Source organism: Vibrio sp. 1751, from assembly GCF_033339895.1.
Taxonomy (GTDB): domain Bacteria; phylum Pseudomonadota; class Gammaproteobacteria; order Enterobacterales; family Vibrionaceae; genus Vibrio; species Vibrio alginolyticus.
Window position 1 is genome coordinate 186,504 of the sequence record NZ_JAWOVM010000001.1, and the last position, 17,491, is coordinate 203,994.

The 17,491-nt window shown below is 43.2% G+C and carries 16 protein-coding genes and 2 pseudogenes; 7 read left to right on the forward strand and 11 right to left on the reverse strand.

The features are described 5' to 3' along the window. Nucleotides 1-157 precede the first annotated feature (157 nt). Nucleotides 158-3,148: a DUF6701 domain-containing protein gene (locus tag R7041_RS00830; protein WP_064369674.1), complete on the forward strand. Its 2,991-nt coding sequence runs from the start codon at nt 158-160 to the stop codon at nt 3,146-3,148. 64 nt (nt 3,149-3,212) lie between these two features. On the opposite strand, the gene R7041_RS00835 is transcribed toward R7041_RS00830, so the two are convergent. From R7041_RS00835 to pcp, 4 genes are all read right to left on the reverse strand, one after another. Then, on the reverse strand, nt 3,213-4,505 hold the full coding sequence (locus tag R7041_RS00835; protein ID WP_025768979.1) for a DEAD/DEAH box helicase: 1,293 nt from the start codon (nt 4,503-4,505) through the stop codon (nt 3,213-3,215). A gap of 170 nt (nt 4,506-4,675) precedes the next feature. Next, nucleotides 4,676-5,662, reverse strand: a complete 987-nt coding sequence (locus R7041_RS00840) for a CobW family GTP-binding protein (protein WP_017635758.1) — start codon at nt 5,660-5,662, stop codon at nt 4,676-4,678. A 63-nt stretch (nt 5,663-5,725) separates the two neighbouring features. After that, nucleotides 5,726-5,989 carry a hypothetical protein gene (locus tag R7041_RS00845; protein WP_064369178.1) on the reverse strand — a complete coding sequence of 88 codons (264 nt, stop codon included), beginning with the start codon at nt 5,987-5,989 and terminating at the stop codon, nt 5,726-5,728. Nucleotides 5,990-6,187: 198 nt separating this feature from the next. After that, nucleotides 6,188-6,826: a pyroglutamyl-peptidase I gene (gene pcp, locus R7041_RS00850; protein ID WP_064369177.1), complete on the reverse strand. Its 639-nt coding sequence runs from the start codon at nt 6,824-6,826 to the stop codon at nt 6,188-6,190. A 289-nt stretch (nt 6,827-7,115) separates the two neighbouring features. On the opposite strand from pcp, the gene R7041_RS00855 reads away from it, so the two are divergent. The 4 genes and pseudogenes from R7041_RS00855 to trpB all read left to right on the forward strand — a co-directional run bounded on the left by R7041_RS00855 (nt 7,116) and on the right by trpB (nt 10,174). Continuing rightward, entirely contained in the window at nt 7,116-7,364 is a 249-nt protein-coding gene (locus tag R7041_RS00855) for a hypothetical protein (RefSeq protein ID WP_005375646.1), read from the forward strand. Nucleotides 7,365-7,670: 306 nt separating this feature from the next. Further along, nucleotides 7,671-7,883: a cold-shock protein gene (locus R7041_RS00860; RefSeq protein WP_005375644.1), complete on the forward strand. Its 213-nt coding sequence runs from the start codon at nt 7,671-7,673 to the stop codon at nt 7,881-7,883. A gap of 359 nt (nt 7,884-8,242) precedes the next feature. Continuing rightward, nucleotides 8,243-8,551 (forward strand): annotated as a pseudogene (locus R7041_RS00865) (S1 RNA-binding domain-containing protein); the annotation flags it as partial. 399 nt (nt 8,552-8,950) lie between these two features. Further along, on the forward strand, nt 8,951-10,174 hold the full coding sequence (gene trpB / locus R7041_RS00870) for a tryptophan synthase subunit beta (protein WP_064369175.1): 1,224 nt from the start codon (nt 8,951-8,953) through the stop codon (nt 10,172-10,174). Nucleotides 10,175-10,305: 131 nt separating this feature from the next. Here trpB and R7041_RS00875 read toward each other — a convergent pair whose 3' ends face one another. Further along, complete coding sequence (locus R7041_RS00875) at nt 10,306-11,763, reverse strand: DUF3360 domain-containing protein (protein ID WP_054576803.1); 1,458 nt, start codon at nt 11,761-11,763, stop codon at nt 10,306-10,308. Nucleotides 11,764-12,174: 411 nt separating this feature from the next. On the opposite strand from R7041_RS00875, the gene R7041_RS00880 reads away from it, so the two are divergent. After that, nucleotides 12,175-12,591: a VF530 family DNA-binding protein gene (locus R7041_RS00880; RefSeq protein ID WP_005375544.1), complete on the forward strand. Its 417-nt coding sequence runs from the start codon at nt 12,175-12,177 to the stop codon at nt 12,589-12,591. A 151-nt stretch (nt 12,592-12,742) separates the two neighbouring features. Here the strand turns inward: R7041_RS00880 and R7041_RS00885 are convergent, their stop codons facing one another. The 5 genes and pseudogenes from R7041_RS00885 to R7041_RS00910 all read right to left on the reverse strand — a co-directional run bounded on the left by R7041_RS00885 (nt 12,743) and on the right by R7041_RS00910 (nt 16,579). Next, complete coding sequence (locus tag R7041_RS00885; protein WP_005375545.1) at nt 12,743-13,993, reverse strand: DEAD/DEAH box helicase; 1,251 nt, start codon at nt 13,991-13,993, stop codon at nt 12,743-12,745. A gap of 393 nt (nt 13,994-14,386) precedes the next feature. After that, nucleotides 14,387-14,857, reverse strand: a complete 471-nt coding sequence (locus tag R7041_RS00890; RefSeq protein WP_017821094.1) for a hypothetical protein — start codon at nt 14,855-14,857, stop codon at nt 14,387-14,389. Further along, nucleotides 14,847-15,757: pseudogene (locus tag R7041_RS22705) on the reverse strand (hypothetical protein). Before R7041_RS22705 ends, R7041_RS00890 begins: the two are co-directional and overlap by 11 nt. Before the next feature lie 320 nt (nt 15,758-16,077). Beyond that, nucleotides 16,078-16,323: a hypothetical protein gene (locus tag R7041_RS00905; protein WP_033906842.1), complete on the reverse strand. Its 246-nt coding sequence runs from the start codon at nt 16,321-16,323 to the stop codon at nt 16,078-16,080. Between the two features lie 40 nt (nt 16,324-16,363). Continuing rightward, nucleotides 16,364-16,579, reverse strand: coding sequence for a DUF3820 family protein (locus tag R7041_RS00910; RefSeq protein ID WP_005375557.1), 216 nt, complete (start codon nt 16,577-16,579; stop codon nt 16,364-16,366). Nucleotides 16,580-16,723: 144 nt separating this feature from the next. On the opposite strand from R7041_RS00910, the gene R7041_RS00915 reads away from it, so the two are divergent. Next, nucleotides 16,724-17,032, forward strand: a complete 309-nt coding sequence (locus R7041_RS00915) for a cysteine-rich CWC family protein (protein WP_080276966.1) — start codon at nt 16,724-16,726, stop codon at nt 17,030-17,032. A 38-nt stretch (nt 17,033-17,070) separates the two neighbouring features. On the opposite strand, the gene R7041_RS00920 is transcribed toward R7041_RS00915, so the two are convergent. Further along, entirely contained in the window at nt 17,071-17,415 is a 345-nt protein-coding gene (locus R7041_RS00920; protein ID WP_318114812.1) for a HopJ type III effector protein, read from the reverse strand. Nucleotides 17,416-17,491: the final 76 nt, after the last annotated feature.

Below are 17,491 nucleotides of genomic sequence, written 5' to 3' on the forward strand. Positions count from 1 at the left end.
CGCTAAACTTTGGTATGACATACGAAATAAAAATTAACCAAAGTTCAATAACTAAGCGGCTTCAAAACAAAAAAGTACCGCAGCTATTCCAATTTCAGTGAGCATTTGCTCACGCTCGCTTGATGCCATCTTGTTCCACTCATTAGGACATTTGATGATGCGTCTTTGCAGTATTTTCACTGCGGTTCTTTTTTTACCGCTAACCTCACACGCCACCACTTATGACTTAGCAGATATCAAGTCAAACACTAATGTTGCCTTTTGTAAAAACGGAACCATTCATGTAACGGGTTCTACTTACGATTGCACTACAAATATTGTTCTCCCGAAAGGCGATCAAATTATAAATAGTAGTCAAAGCTCATCGTCTTTAACCGCTCATGGTTCCATAACACTCCGTGGGCAGAATGTCATAGGCTCAAAGGAAAGCCCTATAAACATCAAAGCTAAAGGAACTTGGTTAAAAATTAATGGTAATAGCTACGTACTAGGTAATGTCTCTGCTTTAGGTTCTATAAAAATAACTGATAGTGAAATCGAAGGAGATATAGAAACCAATGGTGTTGGTGGAAATGGCCGTTCTGTCGAGTTTTACGGAGAGCACAACGTCCTTAATGGCAACATCATTGCTCAAAGTGACGTGTACATCGAATCTGGTATGTTCTGCGGTGATATCAAATCAAAAGGAACAAAAGTAGAAATTAATCAACTGGAATCGTCGCTTTCTAATACACCAATAGTTGTGGGCAACATTAATGCTCTATCGGGAATAAATCTTAATAATACGACAGTTTTTGGTTCTTTGACATCTCAGGGACATACTGTAGATACAGGTTTTGGCACGACCAAAATATATGCGAATAAGCAAGCTATTTCGGCAATGCATTTTTCAATTAATAACTCCAATACTTCTATTTGTGGTAGTGTGACAGCCACCCTAGAATCAAGTTCAAATTTCAACCACTATTGTGGCATTGATGAACCCAATTGTAGTTACGCAAATCAAACACCAACAACTTGCCCTATTCCTTCTTATATCCCTGAATGTAAAATTACGCCTCCATCGGAGAACGACTTAAACCTAAGCGTCACACCATCGGACGACATGGCACTGATGTGCGGCGACGATCTTCCGCAATTTACAGCAATGACAACCAATAATGGAGAAGTTGTAAGCGCAGAAGTCAGTGCCGTCCTATCACACCCTGACTTGTTCACTTTAGAGGTGATCAAAGGTCAGCATACATTAAAAGCAAACCAATTTATGTCTGACGACAATGGTGAGCTCGTTGTTCGAGTGGTCCCGAACGATATTGATACCATCGCGTTAGGTACTAACTACACGCTGACTTTCACTATGGCAGAAGACACCAGCAAGCATCAAACTATTCGCTTTATGTTTACGCCATTTATGTTTGAGGCCTACTCAAAGACGAAAAGCGCCACTTTAAATGAAATACACGTTATTGCAGGTAAACCAGAAAACGTGCATACGCGATTGCTTGCTTGTGCTTCCACCGGCGAACCTGTAGTGGCAAGCAACTACAATGGTACTCCTAAGGTTTTTCATCCATTGGTTCAACCATTAGGTGGAAGTGAAGGAAGCTTTAGCTATTCAGCGGAATTTAAAGACGGCTTGTCTGAACATGGTCTTATCACGAACGAGTCCGGCATATTTGAAGTGACATTGTCCGATCATTTTGAATGTGAGGGATTTGAAGAGTGCCCAGAAGAAGGCAAAGTGGAAGTGAGAGGAACATTTAATGTGTACTCGCGACCATGGACACTCGCTATCTGTGACAACCAACGTGCTTTGCCTTCTGGTACCTCTGAACAAGGAGATGGGTTTATCGCTGCTGGAGAACTTTTCTCTCTAACAGTGAAACCAATCATTTGGCAACCTGACGGCTCTGTAAGTGGGTCTGTTGAATCAGCACGCTATTGTGATGCTTCTATCACCCGTAATTTTACGCTTGATGACGCTCCAGCAGCATCGGTTGTCTTGTCGAGTGAGCAACATACGCCATCAGAGACAGCGAACCAAACCTCAAAATTGCTAAAAAGTAGTGACCCACTGGCTCAGGCGCATAATTCAGCCAAGAATGATCAATTCGTCTTTAATGGATTATATTGGGAAGAAGTCGGGAGCTTGAGAGTAAAAGCAAACCTAGAAAGTAAATATCTAGGTATGACTGTGAACGAAGGCTATCGTTACGTTGGTCGTTTTTACCCAAAATATTTTCAAGTGCAAGACCAAGAATGGCACTACCCACATGGCCAAACTTTTGCTTACATGAATCAACCTTTTGAGAAAGTCACTTACGATGTTGTCGCACTCAATGCGAATAAGGAAAACGTGAAGAATTACGTCCACTTTTCGTCTAACCTTCAACAACATTTCGATTTAGGCGAGCTAAGCTCATACTCCGATCGGTTTTTGCCGCCTAAGCCTAAGAAGGTAGACTGGAAACTACTGGGTAGCGCGAGTGTTGGAACGTTTGTTATAGAGAAGCCCTCGACCAATGCGACTTGTAACAATAGCCCATGCTGGAAAAAGAACACGACAGATAAGCAATATCCTGATGGCCCATTTAATAAAGGGACTAACAGTGACAGCAGCAAAATAGGTATAGTCACGACTAAAGCCGTTGATGAGGTAAATTTCTTTGATAACAGCGAAATGCTCACTCAACAACCGGACATTCGATTCGGTCGTTTGAACTTTCAAGATGTAGGTGGCAACCAAGGCATGGTGTTCAAAGTGCCACTTGCTGTAGAAACTTGGCAAAACGGTCGATTTACGACTAACTTCGATGACAGTTCAACGACGGCGAATGGTGAATATTACTTCAGCACGCCAATTTGGTCGAATGCGCCTGCAAACAACGCCATGCTTTCTGGAGTTGGGACAATGCATGTTGGCAGGATGACCGATATCGTTGCAAGCCAAATTGACTCAGCACGCGAGCAAATACAATTCCACCTGGATTTAGACGGCTCAGGTAATCGCATCCCTTGGCTGAAATACGATTGGGATAACACGACAAGTGAAGAGGAAAATCCACCTGTTACAGTTATGTTTGGTATTCACCGAGGAAACGATCGCATTATTTATCGTGGTGAGCCAAATATGCTTGGCCTAAATTAACGCGAAACGACAAAACAAAAAAAGCCCCTCAATTGAGGGGCTCTTTTCACACAGACTGTGTAATTTACTTTGCGCCACGACGCGCTTTCAGGCGCTTCACCATAGCAAGACGACGCTCTGCCGACCCTTGGTCTGTTGCCGACTGGTTCGGATTATTACGACGACCTTGACGATTCTTGAATGCTGGTTTTGAGTGCAGCTTTTCAATGTAAGATTCACGCTGTTTTGGTTCATAGCCTGCAAGCTCAATACGGCGAATGCGTTGCTGGATTAGATTTTCAACCTGAACCACCGTGAGCTCTTCATCTCGGTTTACAAATGAAACAGCATGACCTTGTTTACCTGCACGGCCCGTACGACCAATTCGGTGAACGTAATCTTCCGCTAGGAAAGGCATGTCATAGTTCACAACGTGAGGTAAGTCTTCAATATCTAGACCTCGAGCAGCGACATCGGTAGCCACCATGACACGTGCTTTACCGGACTTAAACTCTTCTAGCGCACGACGACGAGCACTTTGAGCACGGTCACCATGACAAACCACCGCTTTGATACCATCAAGTTTCAACTCTTTTACAACGTCGTTTGCGGTCTCTTTGTAGTTCACAAATACCAACACTTGTTTCCAGTTCTTACGACCAATCAGCTCCGAAAGCAGTTCCGTTTTTCGCTCTTGATCAACTGGATATAACACGTGAGCAACTGTCTGTGCTGTCGTATTCGCTCGCTCAACTTCAATACGCTTAGGCTTACGCAGGATATCTTTTGCTAACAGATTTAGTTGGCTCGAAGTCGTTGCAGAAAACATCATAATTTGCGGATCAGTATCCACATCTAGCATGATCTTACGTACTGCGTGAATAAAGCCCATGTCCAAGATACGGTCTGCTTCATCAAACACTAAAAACTCTAAGTGTGCAACCGAGACATTACCTTGTTCAATGTGCTCTTCCAATCGACCAGGTGTAGCCACTAGGATATCTACACCGTTTTCTAATGCCGTTACTTGAGAAGACATTTTACGGCCACCGAAAATCGCGGCCACCGACAGGTTCGTGTACTTCGTGTAAGCTTTGATGTTGTCAGCAATTTGTTCAGCAAGCTCACGAGTTGGAGCCAAGATAAGTGCGCGAGCAGTCTTACGAGAAGCGCTACGGTTACTGTCTAGCAACTGCTGAATCATAGGCAGAGAAAACGCAGCCGTTTTACCAGTACCTGTTTGTGCTGTAGCGAAAATATCATGGCCTTTGCGAGCCATTGGAATCGCCTTCTGTTGAATTGGCGTTAACTTTTCATAACCGCATTCTGCCAGTGCTTTAACCACTTCTGGCGCAAAACCTTGAGATGAAAATGACATTGAGCGTATTCCTTAAACAAACCACTAAAAATAGCTTTAAAAATTTAGCCGTGCACTATACCCGAATTTGAGTGATTTATCTCACTTTTCTCATTGAAACGCTACAAAAGCAAAAACGGCGAACACAGACAGATTGCTGGCTCACCGTTTCCGTTTAACATTTGTTCGATTTAACGCTTGATGCCAGACAACTGAAGGAGAATTTGCTCAAGTTCATCCCATGGCAACAGCTGAGAATCTATCACTTCTAATCGTGATTCAAACCCTTCTAAGCTGATTTCATTCACCGACACGACTCGGTTGGCAACATTAAACGCGTAACACCCCTGATCCGTGTTGACCACCGCTTTAACACGTTCAGCCGTTAAGTCCGAAAGCATTGAGAAGAGTTTATCAAAATCAAACGTGTACTCTGCCCCAAACAACCACCCGCAACTAAAATACCCTTGCCCTTTGTTCTCTTTACGCACAAAGGCTTCACCTGGCGGCAACTGGAATTGAGGCTCTTGGTGAGCATGGTCATGATGATGTGACTCGATATGGGAAGAAGCGCTGCCGTAAACCCGTTCGATATCCAAGACTTCTATCGGTAACTCACCATCATGAATAAGCTTACTGAATACTTTTGAGGGAGATTGGTCCGTCACCCAGTCATTAAACACATCAATGTCGTGACTGGTACAAAGGTCAACCTTACTGCCTATAACCACATCTGCGCTGTCTAACTGGTCCACGAAATTTTGGTTAGAAAGATATTTTTCATCACTTAAGTTACGCGGATCAACCAGAGCGATCGTCGCTTTTAGATCAACGTAAGGTTCATACTGTTCTGAGGTAAGCGTCGCGATAACCTGTTTTGGATGACCAAGGCCTGTCGGCTCAATCAATAAACGGTCCGGTTTTTGGCGCAGTAACGCGGTAATACCGACCGACATTGGCACGCCCGCCGTACAACACATACAGCCACCCGGCACTTCTTTAATCAGCGCACCTTGGTCGGTCATCAATGCACCGTCGATGCCAATCTCACCAAATTCATTGACCAAAACCGCCCAGTTTTCGTTTTCCGGTTTGTTCTTCAGTAGATTTAAAATCGTGGTCGTTTTACCGACACCCAAAAATCCGGTCAGTATGTTGGTTGGTACTCGATTTGACATGCTTATCTCCGACACGTTAGTGCATTAATGCTCCAGCAAAGTATACGGAGAATGTGACTCGCTTCAACGCTTTTTATCGCGCTCATCAAGCTCATTGCGTGATGCGTTGGCACACATTTTTCGAGCTTGTTTGGGTTGACTTATCAACTCTGAACGCTTCATATCAGACAGGTATCTACTGGTATAAATAACGCAAGTAAAAAACGCGATAACAGCGACTACGATGGGAAGAACTCCGAGCGTGTTTTCGAATTTAAGCGCAGCAATAGCCAACGCGAAAACAACGACAGAGATAAGTGCGATTGACTTACTTTTGTTGCTTTTCATAATAACTCGCCTTTCGTAAAGTTAGCCCCCTAACACCTCCTGTACTAGAGGAATGTCAGTTTGAACAACATCCAACCTGACTATTCAATGCTACTCCTTTCGCTACTTGTGAAATTTGACAAAGCTAACATTTACTACAACATCAAACGACGAGCTTATTATTATCTTTCAGATACTTACTGGATCTTAAAACACTTACTAGCAAATCGTTCCACCGCTTACCAGGATATCGCTATCATTGGCAATACAAACTTGCGCCACCAGCCTTAGCCCTTCGACTATCATGTCCAAAGACATAGAAGGCTGACTGCCATCTGCTGCTTGTTCTGGCAATAATGGAATATGAACAAACCCGTGACGAATCGGATTGTCTTTCAAGTAATGTTGGATGCCATAAAAAAGGTGGTTACATACAAATGTTCCGGCACTGTTGGAAATCTGGCTAGGTATACCCTGCGTTTGCAATGTTTGCACAACACGCTTTATCGGTAGTGTCGAGAAGTAAGCATCAGGCCCATCAGCCACCACGGGTTCATCAATCGGTTGATAACCAACGTTATCTGGAATACGAAAATCATCGACATTAATTGCGACACGCTCTGGGGTTATCGCGCTACGCCCGGCCGCTTGCCCTACAGTAATCACACAGTCTGGCTGGTGCGCTTCTATTGCTTCAATAACGACTTTCACCGAGTCATATCGAACTACGGGGACTGGGCAAGTAACTATCACACCGCCTTCTATGGCCGCAGCCTCTAATTGCTTGACCGCTTCTAAGGCGGGGTTAATGGCGTCACCACCAAAAGGTTCAAAACCGGTAATCAGGACTTTCTTCATAACAGCCTTTAGGAAAAGAGTTTTACAAATTATTGCACTCCCCTTCACCCCATCCAATAGCAAAAGTATTGATGAGATAAACCAGACAACATTATGTGACTCATGTCTAACCAGAGAGTGTTTTCTGCCTCATTGAATCTAGGCAAGTTCCGGACTATCGAGACTAACTTATTGATGATTAGTTGCAGGGCAAGGTTCTCTCATTACATGACGCACGTAGAAGCTTGGTTTCCACGCTTAACTTAGGTAGAGTACGCGACCGCAATGCAATTCGAAGAGATTGAATACAATGAATATTGATAACCATGTAATCGAAACGATTGAAGAGTTGGAGGCATTTCTGCATTTAGTAGAAAGCGGCGCTCTGGGTCTTGAAGGTGTCACTGGCGTTGCGCTAGCCACCTCTAATACCGATGGCCGTCCATTTGTTGCCGTATTAGGAGAAAAGCACCAATTGCTCCTCGGTCGCTGGGTTTCGCAGCACGTATATGACAATGGTAAAGACATCGTTCGTAACGGCCCAACCAGAAAACACTAAGCGCTCGACGCCACCTATAACATCACGCCGTCTTATACACCAAGCGTATGCTTTGAAAGCAATGCGCTTGGTGTACTCAAAAAATAAAAAAGAAAAGGCTAGCCTTTATTAATTTTGTCGGTATACTGCACATCAGCTCTTACGGAAAGAGCTATTAATGTAATTAAAGATCAAAGTTTCTCTCAGTTCCACATCGAATTCCTCGTTTACGTTCCTGCGACAAAATAGTTATCTCTAAAATCATATAGTAGCACTTGATATTAGCTAAAAATTCAATATTTAAAACAATCAAATATAGAGGTATCTATGTCTAATAAATTAACTGGTTCAGTAAAATGGTTCAACGAAACTAAAGGTTTTGGTTTTATTTCTCAAGACAATGGCGGTGATGACGTATTCGTTCACTTCCGTTCTATTGTTTCTGAAGGCTTCAAAACTCTTACTGAAGGCCAAAAAGTATCGTTCGTTGTTGAACAAGGTAACAAAGGTTTACAAGCAGCTGAAGTAACTGCACTGTAATTCTTTGTGTGGCATCAATGTTGTTGGTGCCACAATCCCCTTCCACTTATTACTGTCCTTACTATTCTCTATCTAAGTTTATATACCCAAATCACTTACCTCTCCCACACCATCATTAATCACTTTCAATAAAGTCACTTTGGTATACATCTTTAGGTAACCACACAGTCTACCTTGCAATTCCAGTTTGGAACTAAATTAATCTCATTCATATCTGAATCACTTCGCCTCATGCTTTGCTCATAAAAATAAAGTTTATAAAATAAAAGCGATTGGCGAATATAAGAGAAAAAATGAAATTAAATATATCTGCTCAATAAATAAATTCTAATAATTACGAGCACATTATCCCTAGCTAAGAGATTGAGTTTGCACTGAAATGCCATTACATGAAGCCATTTATCGGACAACACTTCATAGGGACAGCGTCTGGATTCACACACTTCGGAGCATTTGTTGAGTTAGAGGAAAACCGAATCGAAGGTCTCATTCCTTTATCAACTTTCCAAAATGGTGAGTTCGAATTTGATGCAGTCAAACAAAAAATTTCCATCCAGAGCGCCACGTTTACTTTAGGGACCAAAGTGCACGTGTTGGTTAAAGACGTCGATTCGAAACAAAGAAAGATCATGTTCAACTTAAAAAATGCGGAACACGCGGTAGGTTAGCCTGTTTTAGGTTACTTTCTAATCCATTAATCAAAAATAAAAAATAAGCTTTTAATACCGCAATTAACTTGTGACATTTCGCTGACATCGACTCATTCTAAAACCCTAATATCTGACAAAGGAAACGAATCTAATTTTTGTTTCCAGACACCATCGCAGAGTGTATTTCCAGCACTCTGTTTGCCTCGAGAGGTTCTTATGACAGCCTAGGATCTCTCGAGGCTTTTTTGCACCTATTCAAACCACCTGATTCTACATCCCAACTATTATCCCCTACCCAAGCTGTACTTTTTAACTAGTTCACTAGATCTACAATTGTTATTTAAGCAACTGATCACACAACCTCTTCCAAATTTTGGGTATAAAGTATCAATACTTTCGTTAACTAGGATGTAAATAATGAAAAACTCGTTTGATCTCACTATGCCCAACGAAGAAGGATACTTTGGTGAATACGGTGGTAGCTTTGTTCCACCTGAGCTTGAACAAATCATGCATGACATCAACGCAGCTTATGAGGAATGCAGCAAAGATCCTGAATTTAAAGCGGAACTCGCTCGCCTATATAAGCACTTTGTTGGACGACCTAGCCCAATCTTCCATGCGGAAAACTTGTCTAAAAAATACGGAGCAGACATCTACCTAAAGCGCGAAGACTTAAACCATACAGGCGCACATAAAATTAACCACTGCTTAGGGGAAGCCATTCTCGCTAAAAAGATGGGTAAGAAGAAACTGATTGCTGAAACTGGCGCAGGGCAACACGGTGTTGCGCTTGCTACAGCCGCGGCATTGGTTGGCTTGAAATGCGATATTTACATGGGTGAAGTTGATATCGCCAAAGAGCATCCGAATGTCGTCCGCATGAGAATCCTTGGTGCTAATGTCATTCCTGCCACTCATGGGCGCAAGACTCTCAAAGAAGCGGTAGATTCTGCATTCGAAGCTTATCTGAAAGATCCTGATACACAACTTTATGCGATAGGCTCTGTCGTTGGCCCTCACCCATTCCCTAAAATGGTGAGAGATTTCCAATCAATTATCGGTAACGAAGCACGAGTTCAATTCAAAGAAATGACCGGCAAGTTACCCAATAATCTCGTCGCATGCGTTGGAGGTGGTTCTAACGCGATGGGGCTATTTACTGCTTTCTTAGAGGATGAACAAGTCGCCATTCACGGCGTTGAACCTGCGGGCCGCTCTTTGCAAAAGGTTGGCGAGCATGCTGCAACACTCACACTCGGTGAGCCAGGTATCATGCACGGATTTAAGTCTTACATGCTTAAAGATGCACAAGGTGAACCTCAGGAAGTGTACTCTGTAGCAAGTGGCTTGGATTACCCATCGGTTGGACCTCAGCATAGTTACTTAAAAGACATTGGCCGTGTCAATTACGGCTCAATCACCGATGACGAAGCGATTGATGCCTTCTTTGAGCTGTCTCGTGAAGAGGGAATAATCCCTGCTATTGAATCCTCACACGCTGTCGCTTACGCAATTAAACTCGCGCAGCAAGGAGAAACCGGCTCGATTTTGATCAACTTATCAGGCCGTGGTGACAAAGACATTGATTTTGTCGTTGAACACTACGGCGCAAAATACGGCATTGAATCACTCATATAGCCTAACTCCGTAGCCTAACCCTATATACAAAAAGCTACCTGGTACTAGGTAGCTTTTTGTTTGTGTCTTGTATTTTAAGAAGCAAGTCCTTTTATTCACCAATCCCACTATGCCTTAAAAGCATAATTCGATTAACCGATAAGAGCTGGAATGCCTGGAAGCTGACCAACAACAGCAAGGGAGCCTGCACAAACGATAAACGCAGTGCCAGGAATCAGATATTTATCTTTGCGCGATAGTTCGTTAGCACGCTCATGGTCGCCGATAAGCCCGAGGTTATCCAACAGCATCGTGATTGCCCAACCGAAGACAGGATTAACGAATGCACAGGCAAAAATACAGATACCTGCACTGAGTGAATCTTTATGTTTATGGATCATCTGCATACCGGCTTCAAGAAGTGGTAAGAATACACCCACAATCAAAGCAACGCGCAGAACAGGTTCCCACATTGCTAGATCCATTGGGTAGCCAATTACCGCCGCCGCAATACACATGAAACCCGTTAACAGTGCGCCACCTGGAATAGGACGTTTGGCAATTGCGGCTGGAATCATGTACGTTCCCCAAGAAGAAGCTAGGTTTCCGCCCCCTAAGAGTGAGCCAACCCCCTGACGAACAGATGCTCCGACCATCGTGTCATCGACATCCATGAGTACACCTTTCGCTTCTTTTGGGTAGTTAAGTTCTTGAAACACACGATGGCCGAGATAATCAGGGGACCACATAGCGACTGCCAGTAGAGCAAATGGAGTCACGGCAATAAAGTGCTCTAGGGTTGGCCAGCCTAGCTGCCAGCCTGTATCTTCCCCCCACCAGTAGAATGGACTGAAATTAGGCAGGCCCGGCTCTGTGGTAAAAGCAAACTCAGCGCCCATCAAATAAGCAACAATACCCGCGAGTGCAGAGCACAATGGGATAGCGAGCCAACGTTTATTGATCTTGGCTAAGTAAGCGTAAACCATAACGGTTAGGCCTATGACCACAAACGAAATGTAACCTTGGTCCGTACTTGCAGCCCACGCTTCCGTCTTATTAATTTGCCCGAGCAACCCAACGGCACCAAGGTAGATCAACAACCCTCCTCGAACCCCGATACCAGTCAGAGTCATGAGTTTAGAGCCACCTTTGGTTAAAGCGAGAATTAAACCAAAAACACATACCATCAAACCTAGCGCGAGAGGGTGCCCTCCTGCAGCTGCGATCATAGGAATCAGCGGTATCATTGGGCCATGGGTTCCCGCTAAGTTTGCATTCGGGTTTAGGATGGCAGAAAACAAGATGACGAACAGGGCTCCAGCGATAAGTAATTCGTAACGCACGTTTTCTGCAATGAATTCCGGAGATAAACCAAACTGAGCAGCAAAAGCGGAAACCATGGCAGTGACCATAACCACTTTACCAATGGTTGCTGCTAATGCAGGTACCCAGTCTTCGATTTCAATACTGTAATCACGTGAGGGCAAATGAATTCCCCAACGACGGAAACTCATGACGGTTAAATCATGATTTAGAAAGTCTTCTCGGTTTTCAAATTCATGCGGTTTTTTGCGCACATCCCTGTAAAAAGTCTTACTTTTGTCAGACATTGAGTCATCCTTTTATGTTTCAACGTTGAACTACGTCAACTAGAGTTTCGCTTGGTAGACAGACCAATACGAGACAACACCCACATCAAACTTCTAGGCCATACTAAGAAAGCGGCATGAACCAATTTTGATTTTGAGCTTATTAAGCATGTGTTGTTATGGGTAGGAATATTAGACATTAGTAAAAGAACAACAAAAATCTCACTTATTACACAATAATTTAACATCGAGCTGGAACGCTTGAACTTTTAAGAGTCATTTTTGAGCAGAGAGCCAAGTAGAGCGGCCAATTCCGATTTATACTTTCAAGGTAGAGAGCACTGTGCTCGCATCCATCGCAAAGTAACTATAGATATCTCTACATTGTATACTTTGTTAAACTCCGCCCTTTAATGAGTAAGGCCCTTAAAAATGATGACTGACGAAGAGAGAATCGAGCTGCAACAGAACAATCCACTGCACGGATTAAAGCTAGAGACTATGTTGCAAGAGTTAGTGGATTTTTACGGCTGGGACATTCTAGATACAGCAATGCGTTTTAATTGCTTTAACACTAAGCCTTCGATTGCAAGTAGCGTGAAGTATTTAAAGAAAACCGAATGGGCGAGAGAAAAATTAGAAAACTTTTACCTTTATCGCTTTAAGCGCATGCCACGCGCGAGCGAAGAAGAATACAACTTACCACCAAGAGCTCGTACCTTCCCTCATGGCCTTGAACCTAAAGAGCCAATGCCGCTAACCGTTGACTCTATTCTTAAGTCACAAGCCAAAGCAGCGTCTGCATTTAAAAAGCGTTCACCTCGCGGACGCCCTGCTCGTCGCCAATAACACTATCTTGAAAAGCAATAGAGCCCTACTGGTAGCTCCAGCAGGGCTCTATTGTTCTTTAAAGGAATGGCTAGAAGCGAAGACTCAAGCTAGTGAGCATTCCCTTTCTCCAGCAACTCCCGTAAGTAAACTCACATGTAGTTTACGTTTTCTATTGATTACGCTTTTTCTTCTTTTTACCCGTACCTGCTGGCTTCGCTCGCGGCTTCATTGGTAAAAAGTAGGCTTCACTCTGATCGTCTTCCACTTCAAAACCGACTACCTGCTCGCGTTCAAGTTGGAACTTATTTTTCTTTTCTATCACTTTGAAATGGTGGTAGTCGTCGTAATCGATAAGAGATAACCCTAAACCTACTTCACCAGCACGACCACTACGACCGATTCGATGCATATAATCAGCAGGGCTACGCGGAAGATCGAAGTTAATCACCACTGGAAGTTTTTCAATATCAAGGCCGCGTGCTGCGATATCGGTGGCAATAAGAACTTGAATCTCGCCAGACTTAAAACCGTCAAGGACACGAGTACGAGCGCCCTGCCCTTTATCACCATGGAAAACTTCAGCGGTAATACCGCGTTTTGACAACTTTTGAGCTAAATGGTTACAGGCATTCTTAGCGTTCACAAAAATCAGAGTCTGTCGCCACTGATGCTGTTTGATTAAGTGCGCGAGTACCGCCGTCTTCTCACCTTTATTTACACTAAACACGCGCTGCACCAAAGTGCTGGCTTCTGCGCTCTGCAACTGAACTTCAACAGGGTCGCGGAGCAACTGCTGAGCCAACGTCGTCACTTTATCAGGGAAAGTTGCAGAAAATAACAGCGTCTGTTTCTTCTCTGGGAGTAACGCAAGAATCTTATTCAGTTCTTCGGTAAATCCGAGGCTCAACATACGGTCGGCTTCGTCAAGAACAAGCGTTTTTACTTGGTCCAACTTAATCGCGTTACTGGATACCAGATCAAGTAATCGACCCGGCGTTGCAACAATGATGTCACAGCCACCACGAAGCGCCAGCATTTGTGGGTTCACCGATACACCACCAAATACGGCAACCGTTTTGATCTTATCTCTGAGATGGTATGAGTAAGATTTGACGTTATATGCCACCTGTGATGCCAACTCACGAGTTGGTACTAAAATCAGGTGGGAAACGAAGTTGCCACGGCGATTGTTTGATTCGTCTTGCTGAACAATTTTTTGCAGGATTGGCAGCGAAAAAGCAGCGGTTTTACCAGAACCCGTATTGGCACCACCAATAATATCTTTCCCTTCAAGGATATCAGGAATAGAACGGGATTGAATAGGCGTCGGTTGGCTGTATTCCAACGCTTCTAGTCGCTCGACTAATGTTGGAATCAGGCCAAGATCGGCAAATGTCGCTTGCTGTGTTTTATCTGTCATTACGATGAGTGGCTCAGTGCTAGTAAAGGCCGTGTATCTTATGCTATTTCGCGTCTGGATGTTAGAGATAATGGCCCAAACAGAAGATTGGTGAAAGAAGCACTATAGAGTTCAGGAATTTCCTTTCACTAACATGAGTTAATGGTTTCGATAACCAATACTCTACGACCAAGATGGTAGCGTTCGCGACAAGCAAAGGGAAAAGGAGCCAGGCACTCTGACTCCTGTAAAGCAAAATACAGCTTGAGAAAACCCTATAGCTTATAATTGGACAAAAATGCGTTACGACAAATAGAATATTAGCAACTAATGGATAACTTCAAGTATTGAGAGCTAGCGCATGACATGTACATACGCTAGCAGGGTGCTTGTGCCAAGAGCTTGAAAGATGATTTAATCGCACGAACTAGGGTCTAAAACATACGTCCGACTTGAGGATTTTAATGTAAGTTCTTGTTCAGAAGTACATTCAATATAGTCATATTGCTTTATTTTTTCTCTCGTGTTGTTATCTAACCATATGGCAGAGGCAATAGAACTTAATACTATTATCGCTATAGAATATAGCCCTGTTTTTGTCGAAAATGGTACTTTTAGTAATAGTTCTGTTGACCTGTGTAGCATAGCTATGGGAATGATCGCTATAAAACCAAATATTAGAAGGCCTACAAAAGAAGCAACATTGTTCACTAAACCTGCTAGTTTTACTTTAGGAATGATACCGATTGAGTTGTTAATGCTAATTAACTCATTAATTGAGCTGTAGCTCAACCACACCATAAAAACCATAAGAGGCCAACTAGCCATCACTTTAAGCCAACGCTTTATCTTTAGTCTTCGGTTAAATTTTTCATTAGAAATCATTAATAGTTTTCTCTACTTGATTCTTCATCGGTTCCGTAAATTTAAATTGGTCATCTAGTTTAGATATTTCCTTTCCTACAATAAACGCAGTAACAGCGAAAATACCAAGTGTTAGAGCGGTTGGCACAACAAGTACCGTACTTAATGTTGCGACTCCCAGAATAGTTATTCCTTGAGCGATAACTCCTGCGGCAATGCCCTTAGATATATCCGCTGTAAATTGGCCGACCACTTCACCTAGCGTTTTTTCATCATGTAGAATGTAGTCAACCGCATTAACCGCACCACTAAACACAAGTTCAACATAGATGTTGCCTTTCAAGAAACTGACATTGCCTTGAACAGTATTTAGAGCATGACCAATTTTAAGCATTTGTGGTGTTGCTTCTTGCCAACGGATACCTAGGTCTAAATATTTAGGCTTGTAGTTCTCAACCACAATATTCATTACACCATTGATATTGACAGCTTTAGCGGTTGCCCCCAACCGCCAAGCTCTTTAGCGACCTCATAAGCGCCTTTAAGCCCCATGCCTACGCCAGTGTAGTCCTTGCCGTTCGAAAGTTGTCCATGCGAGTCTTTGATGAGCAAGTCTAAATACTCGTTACCTTCTTCAACAGTCAGTACCGCAATACTCACGTTCTCTTGTTGAGAGGTGTCCCACTGATATTCTTTAGCTTGCTTTTGTAAATCATCGTTCCATTCTTTTTCTGTTAGGTCGTAAGCTTGTTGGACCGCTTTGCGTTCAGCAAGAACGCGCTCTCTATTTTCAGCCCATCGTTTCTCATCGCTCGCGGTAGATCTCAGCTCTTCCTGACGTTCTCAGCGTTGACGTGCTGCTCGTTCTCTAGTGGTTTCTTGTCTTTCTTCTGGGGCTACAGGAGAGGATTCATATCTCATGGGAGTCGGTTTTACTGATAAATAAAAAGGATAATAACAATATTTTCAGTGATTTATCATCCCCAACAAGATTGCATGATGATTTAACCAATTAAATAGGCAGTTTGACTAATCAAACAAGCACAATGAAGGCTCAATAGTGTTGAGTTACATTCAATCGGATAACTTTTCGTAGGGTAAAACGTACGAACCAAATTTTGTAGAGTATTTATTCCAGTTCTTTTTTGGGGCAATAAAGAGTTAGCCTAACGGTCTGGCTCTTTTGAATGAAAAAATAGTCTGGTGGGAGAACTTGTAAGGCTGTGGCAGGTTACACTCACTTACTCCTTAGGCAGGTGACCAGTTTCCTTCGCAAGCTTTTGCATCGCCTCGGCAAACGTTGTTGTCCCGCCTTTAGCTTTAAGCTGTATTACCTTATATCCCAACTTTTCCAACGCTTGGCGCTCTGCCAAAACAGCTTTGTCATTGTGTTGGCTACCTTGAGCTGGCTGATGAATGTAACATCCCTCTAGTTTACCATCTTCGACCAATTGGTGATGTTTCAGTGCATCGATATCAAAATTCATAATAAGTCTTTTCATTAAGAGTGGGAGTTTCTGTGGCTAGTTACATACGCTTCAAAGGCTTCACGACACTATCTAAGCCTTCAATTTTGAGCGCTAAACATAGCTTGAGCAAATCCCCTAGCTCGCCGCTTGGCCAGCCCTTTTTATCAAACCACAGTAAGTATTCTTCAGGCAGGTCGATTAACACTCGCCCTGCATATTTCCCAAATGGCATTTGCATTCTAGCGAGTTTAATGAGGTTTTCTTTTTCTAACATAAGTGACAGAGAGTTAAGGTAACTCGTCCAAGGGTAACACTGGTTCTCCCTCCTCACCAGCAAATCGCAGTCACGTTTATTTTTGGCGGCCTTGACTCGCTTTATGCTAGAGTACGCGGCATAAAAAATGAGAACGAGAAAGCAATGAAGTCACCTTGTCGAGCTGCATGTAAAAATAACGCCGGAATATGCTCTGGTTGTCACCGAACGATGGATGAAATCATCCAATGGAAAGACAAAACCGATCTCCAACGAGATGCGATTATCGAACAAATCGCAGGAGAAGATTCAACGCACAGTTGTCCTGAGTGCGGGACTCAAGCCCATTGTGATATCGCCGCAGGCAAAGAGACATGCTGGTGCTTTACTATAGAAACCCGTGATTTACCCAAGCCAAGCGCCAACCAGCTGTGTTTGTGCCGAAAATGTCTAGAAAAAAAGCCAGTCGCGTAATACGACTGGCTTACTGATCATCGTTTTCTGACTGGTGTTTATTTAGCGGTTAAAGCGGACGCTTCAAACTTAATGCCTTCCCACCCTGTCACCATAAAATTACGAATATTCTGGTGATCGCTGTTCTCTGGATACTGCAATACATCTTCACGATAAAAACGGCCAAAGCAGTCTAGCGTCGCTTCTTTGTCTAGGTTGTTTAGCAAACCGAAAGCGAAGATCTTACACGAACCGTTGTTCTCGCCTGCATTGTTTTGTGTCTCACCATTTACAAAAGCGGTTGGCTCAAACGTATAGTTATCTTCGATCACCGCCATCGTTGCTTCAAATTCGACCTGCTCTGGTGACGCTGCCAATAAATCTAAAAACGATTTTAATTCCATTATTCCTCTATCCCTACTTCATCATATTGATGACACATTAGTTTCATAAAAAGCCAATATAAGAGTCATCAATCAT

Excerpts from the sequence above, each read along its gene's own strand:
- trpB (WP_064369175.1), top strand. The coding sequence starts at position 8,951 with ATGAAAAACTCGTTTGATCTCACTATGCCCAACGAAGAAGGATACTTT.
- R7041_RS00905 (WP_033906842.1), bottom strand. The coding sequence starts at position 16,323 with ATGAATTTTGATATCGATGCACTGAAACATCACCAATTGGTCGAAGAT.
- R7041_RS00890 (WP_017821094.1), bottom strand. The coding sequence starts at position 14,857 with ATGATTTCTAATGAAAAATTTAACCGAAGACTAAAGATAAAGCGTTGG.
- R7041_RS00845 (WP_064369178.1), bottom strand. The coding sequence starts at position 5,989 with ATGAAAAGCAACAAAAGTAAGTCAATCGCACTTATCTCTGTCGTTGTT.
- R7041_RS00915 (WP_080276966.1), top strand. The coding sequence starts at position 16,724 with ATGAAGTCACCTTGTCGAGCTGCATGTAAAAATAACGCCGGAATATGC.
- R7041_RS00840 (WP_017635758.1), bottom strand. The coding sequence starts at position 5,662 with ATGTCAAATCGAGTACCAACCAACATACTGACCGGATTTTTGGGTGTC.
- pcp (WP_064369177.1), bottom strand. The coding sequence starts at position 6,826 with ATGAAGAAAGTCCTGATTACCGGTTTTGAACCTTTTGGTGGTGACGCC.
- R7041_RS00885 (WP_005375545.1), bottom strand. The coding sequence starts at position 13,993 with ATGACAGATAAAACACAGCAAGCGACATTTGCCGATCTTGGCCTGATT.
- R7041_RS00830 (WP_064369674.1), top strand. The coding sequence starts at position 158 with ATGCGTCTTTGCAGTATTTTCACTGCGGTTCTTTTTTTACCGCTAACC.
- R7041_RS00835 (WP_025768979.1), bottom strand. The coding sequence starts at position 4,505 with ATGTCATTTTCATCTCAAGGTTTTGCGCCAGAAGTGGTTAAAGCACTG.
- R7041_RS00880 (WP_005375544.1), top strand. The coding sequence starts at position 12,175 with ATGATGACTGACGAAGAGAGAATCGAGCTGCAACAGAACAATCCACTG.
- R7041_RS00875 (WP_054576803.1), bottom strand. The coding sequence starts at position 11,763 with ATGTCTGACAAAAGTAAGACTTTTTACAGGGATGTGCGCAAAAAACCG.
- R7041_RS00855 (WP_005375646.1), top strand. The coding sequence starts at position 7,116 with ATGAATATTGATAACCATGTAATCGAAACGATTGAAGAGTTGGAGGCA.
- R7041_RS00920 (WP_318114812.1), bottom strand. The coding sequence starts at position 17,415 with ATGGAATTAAAATCGTTTTTAGATTTATTGGCAGCGTCACCAGAGCAG.
- R7041_RS00910 (WP_005375557.1), bottom strand. The coding sequence starts at position 16,579 with ATGTTAGAAAAAGAAAACCTCATTAAACTCGCTAGAATGCAAATGCCA.
- R7041_RS00860 (WP_005375644.1), top strand. The coding sequence starts at position 7,671 with ATGTCTAATAAATTAACTGGTTCAGTAAAATGGTTCAACGAAACTAAA.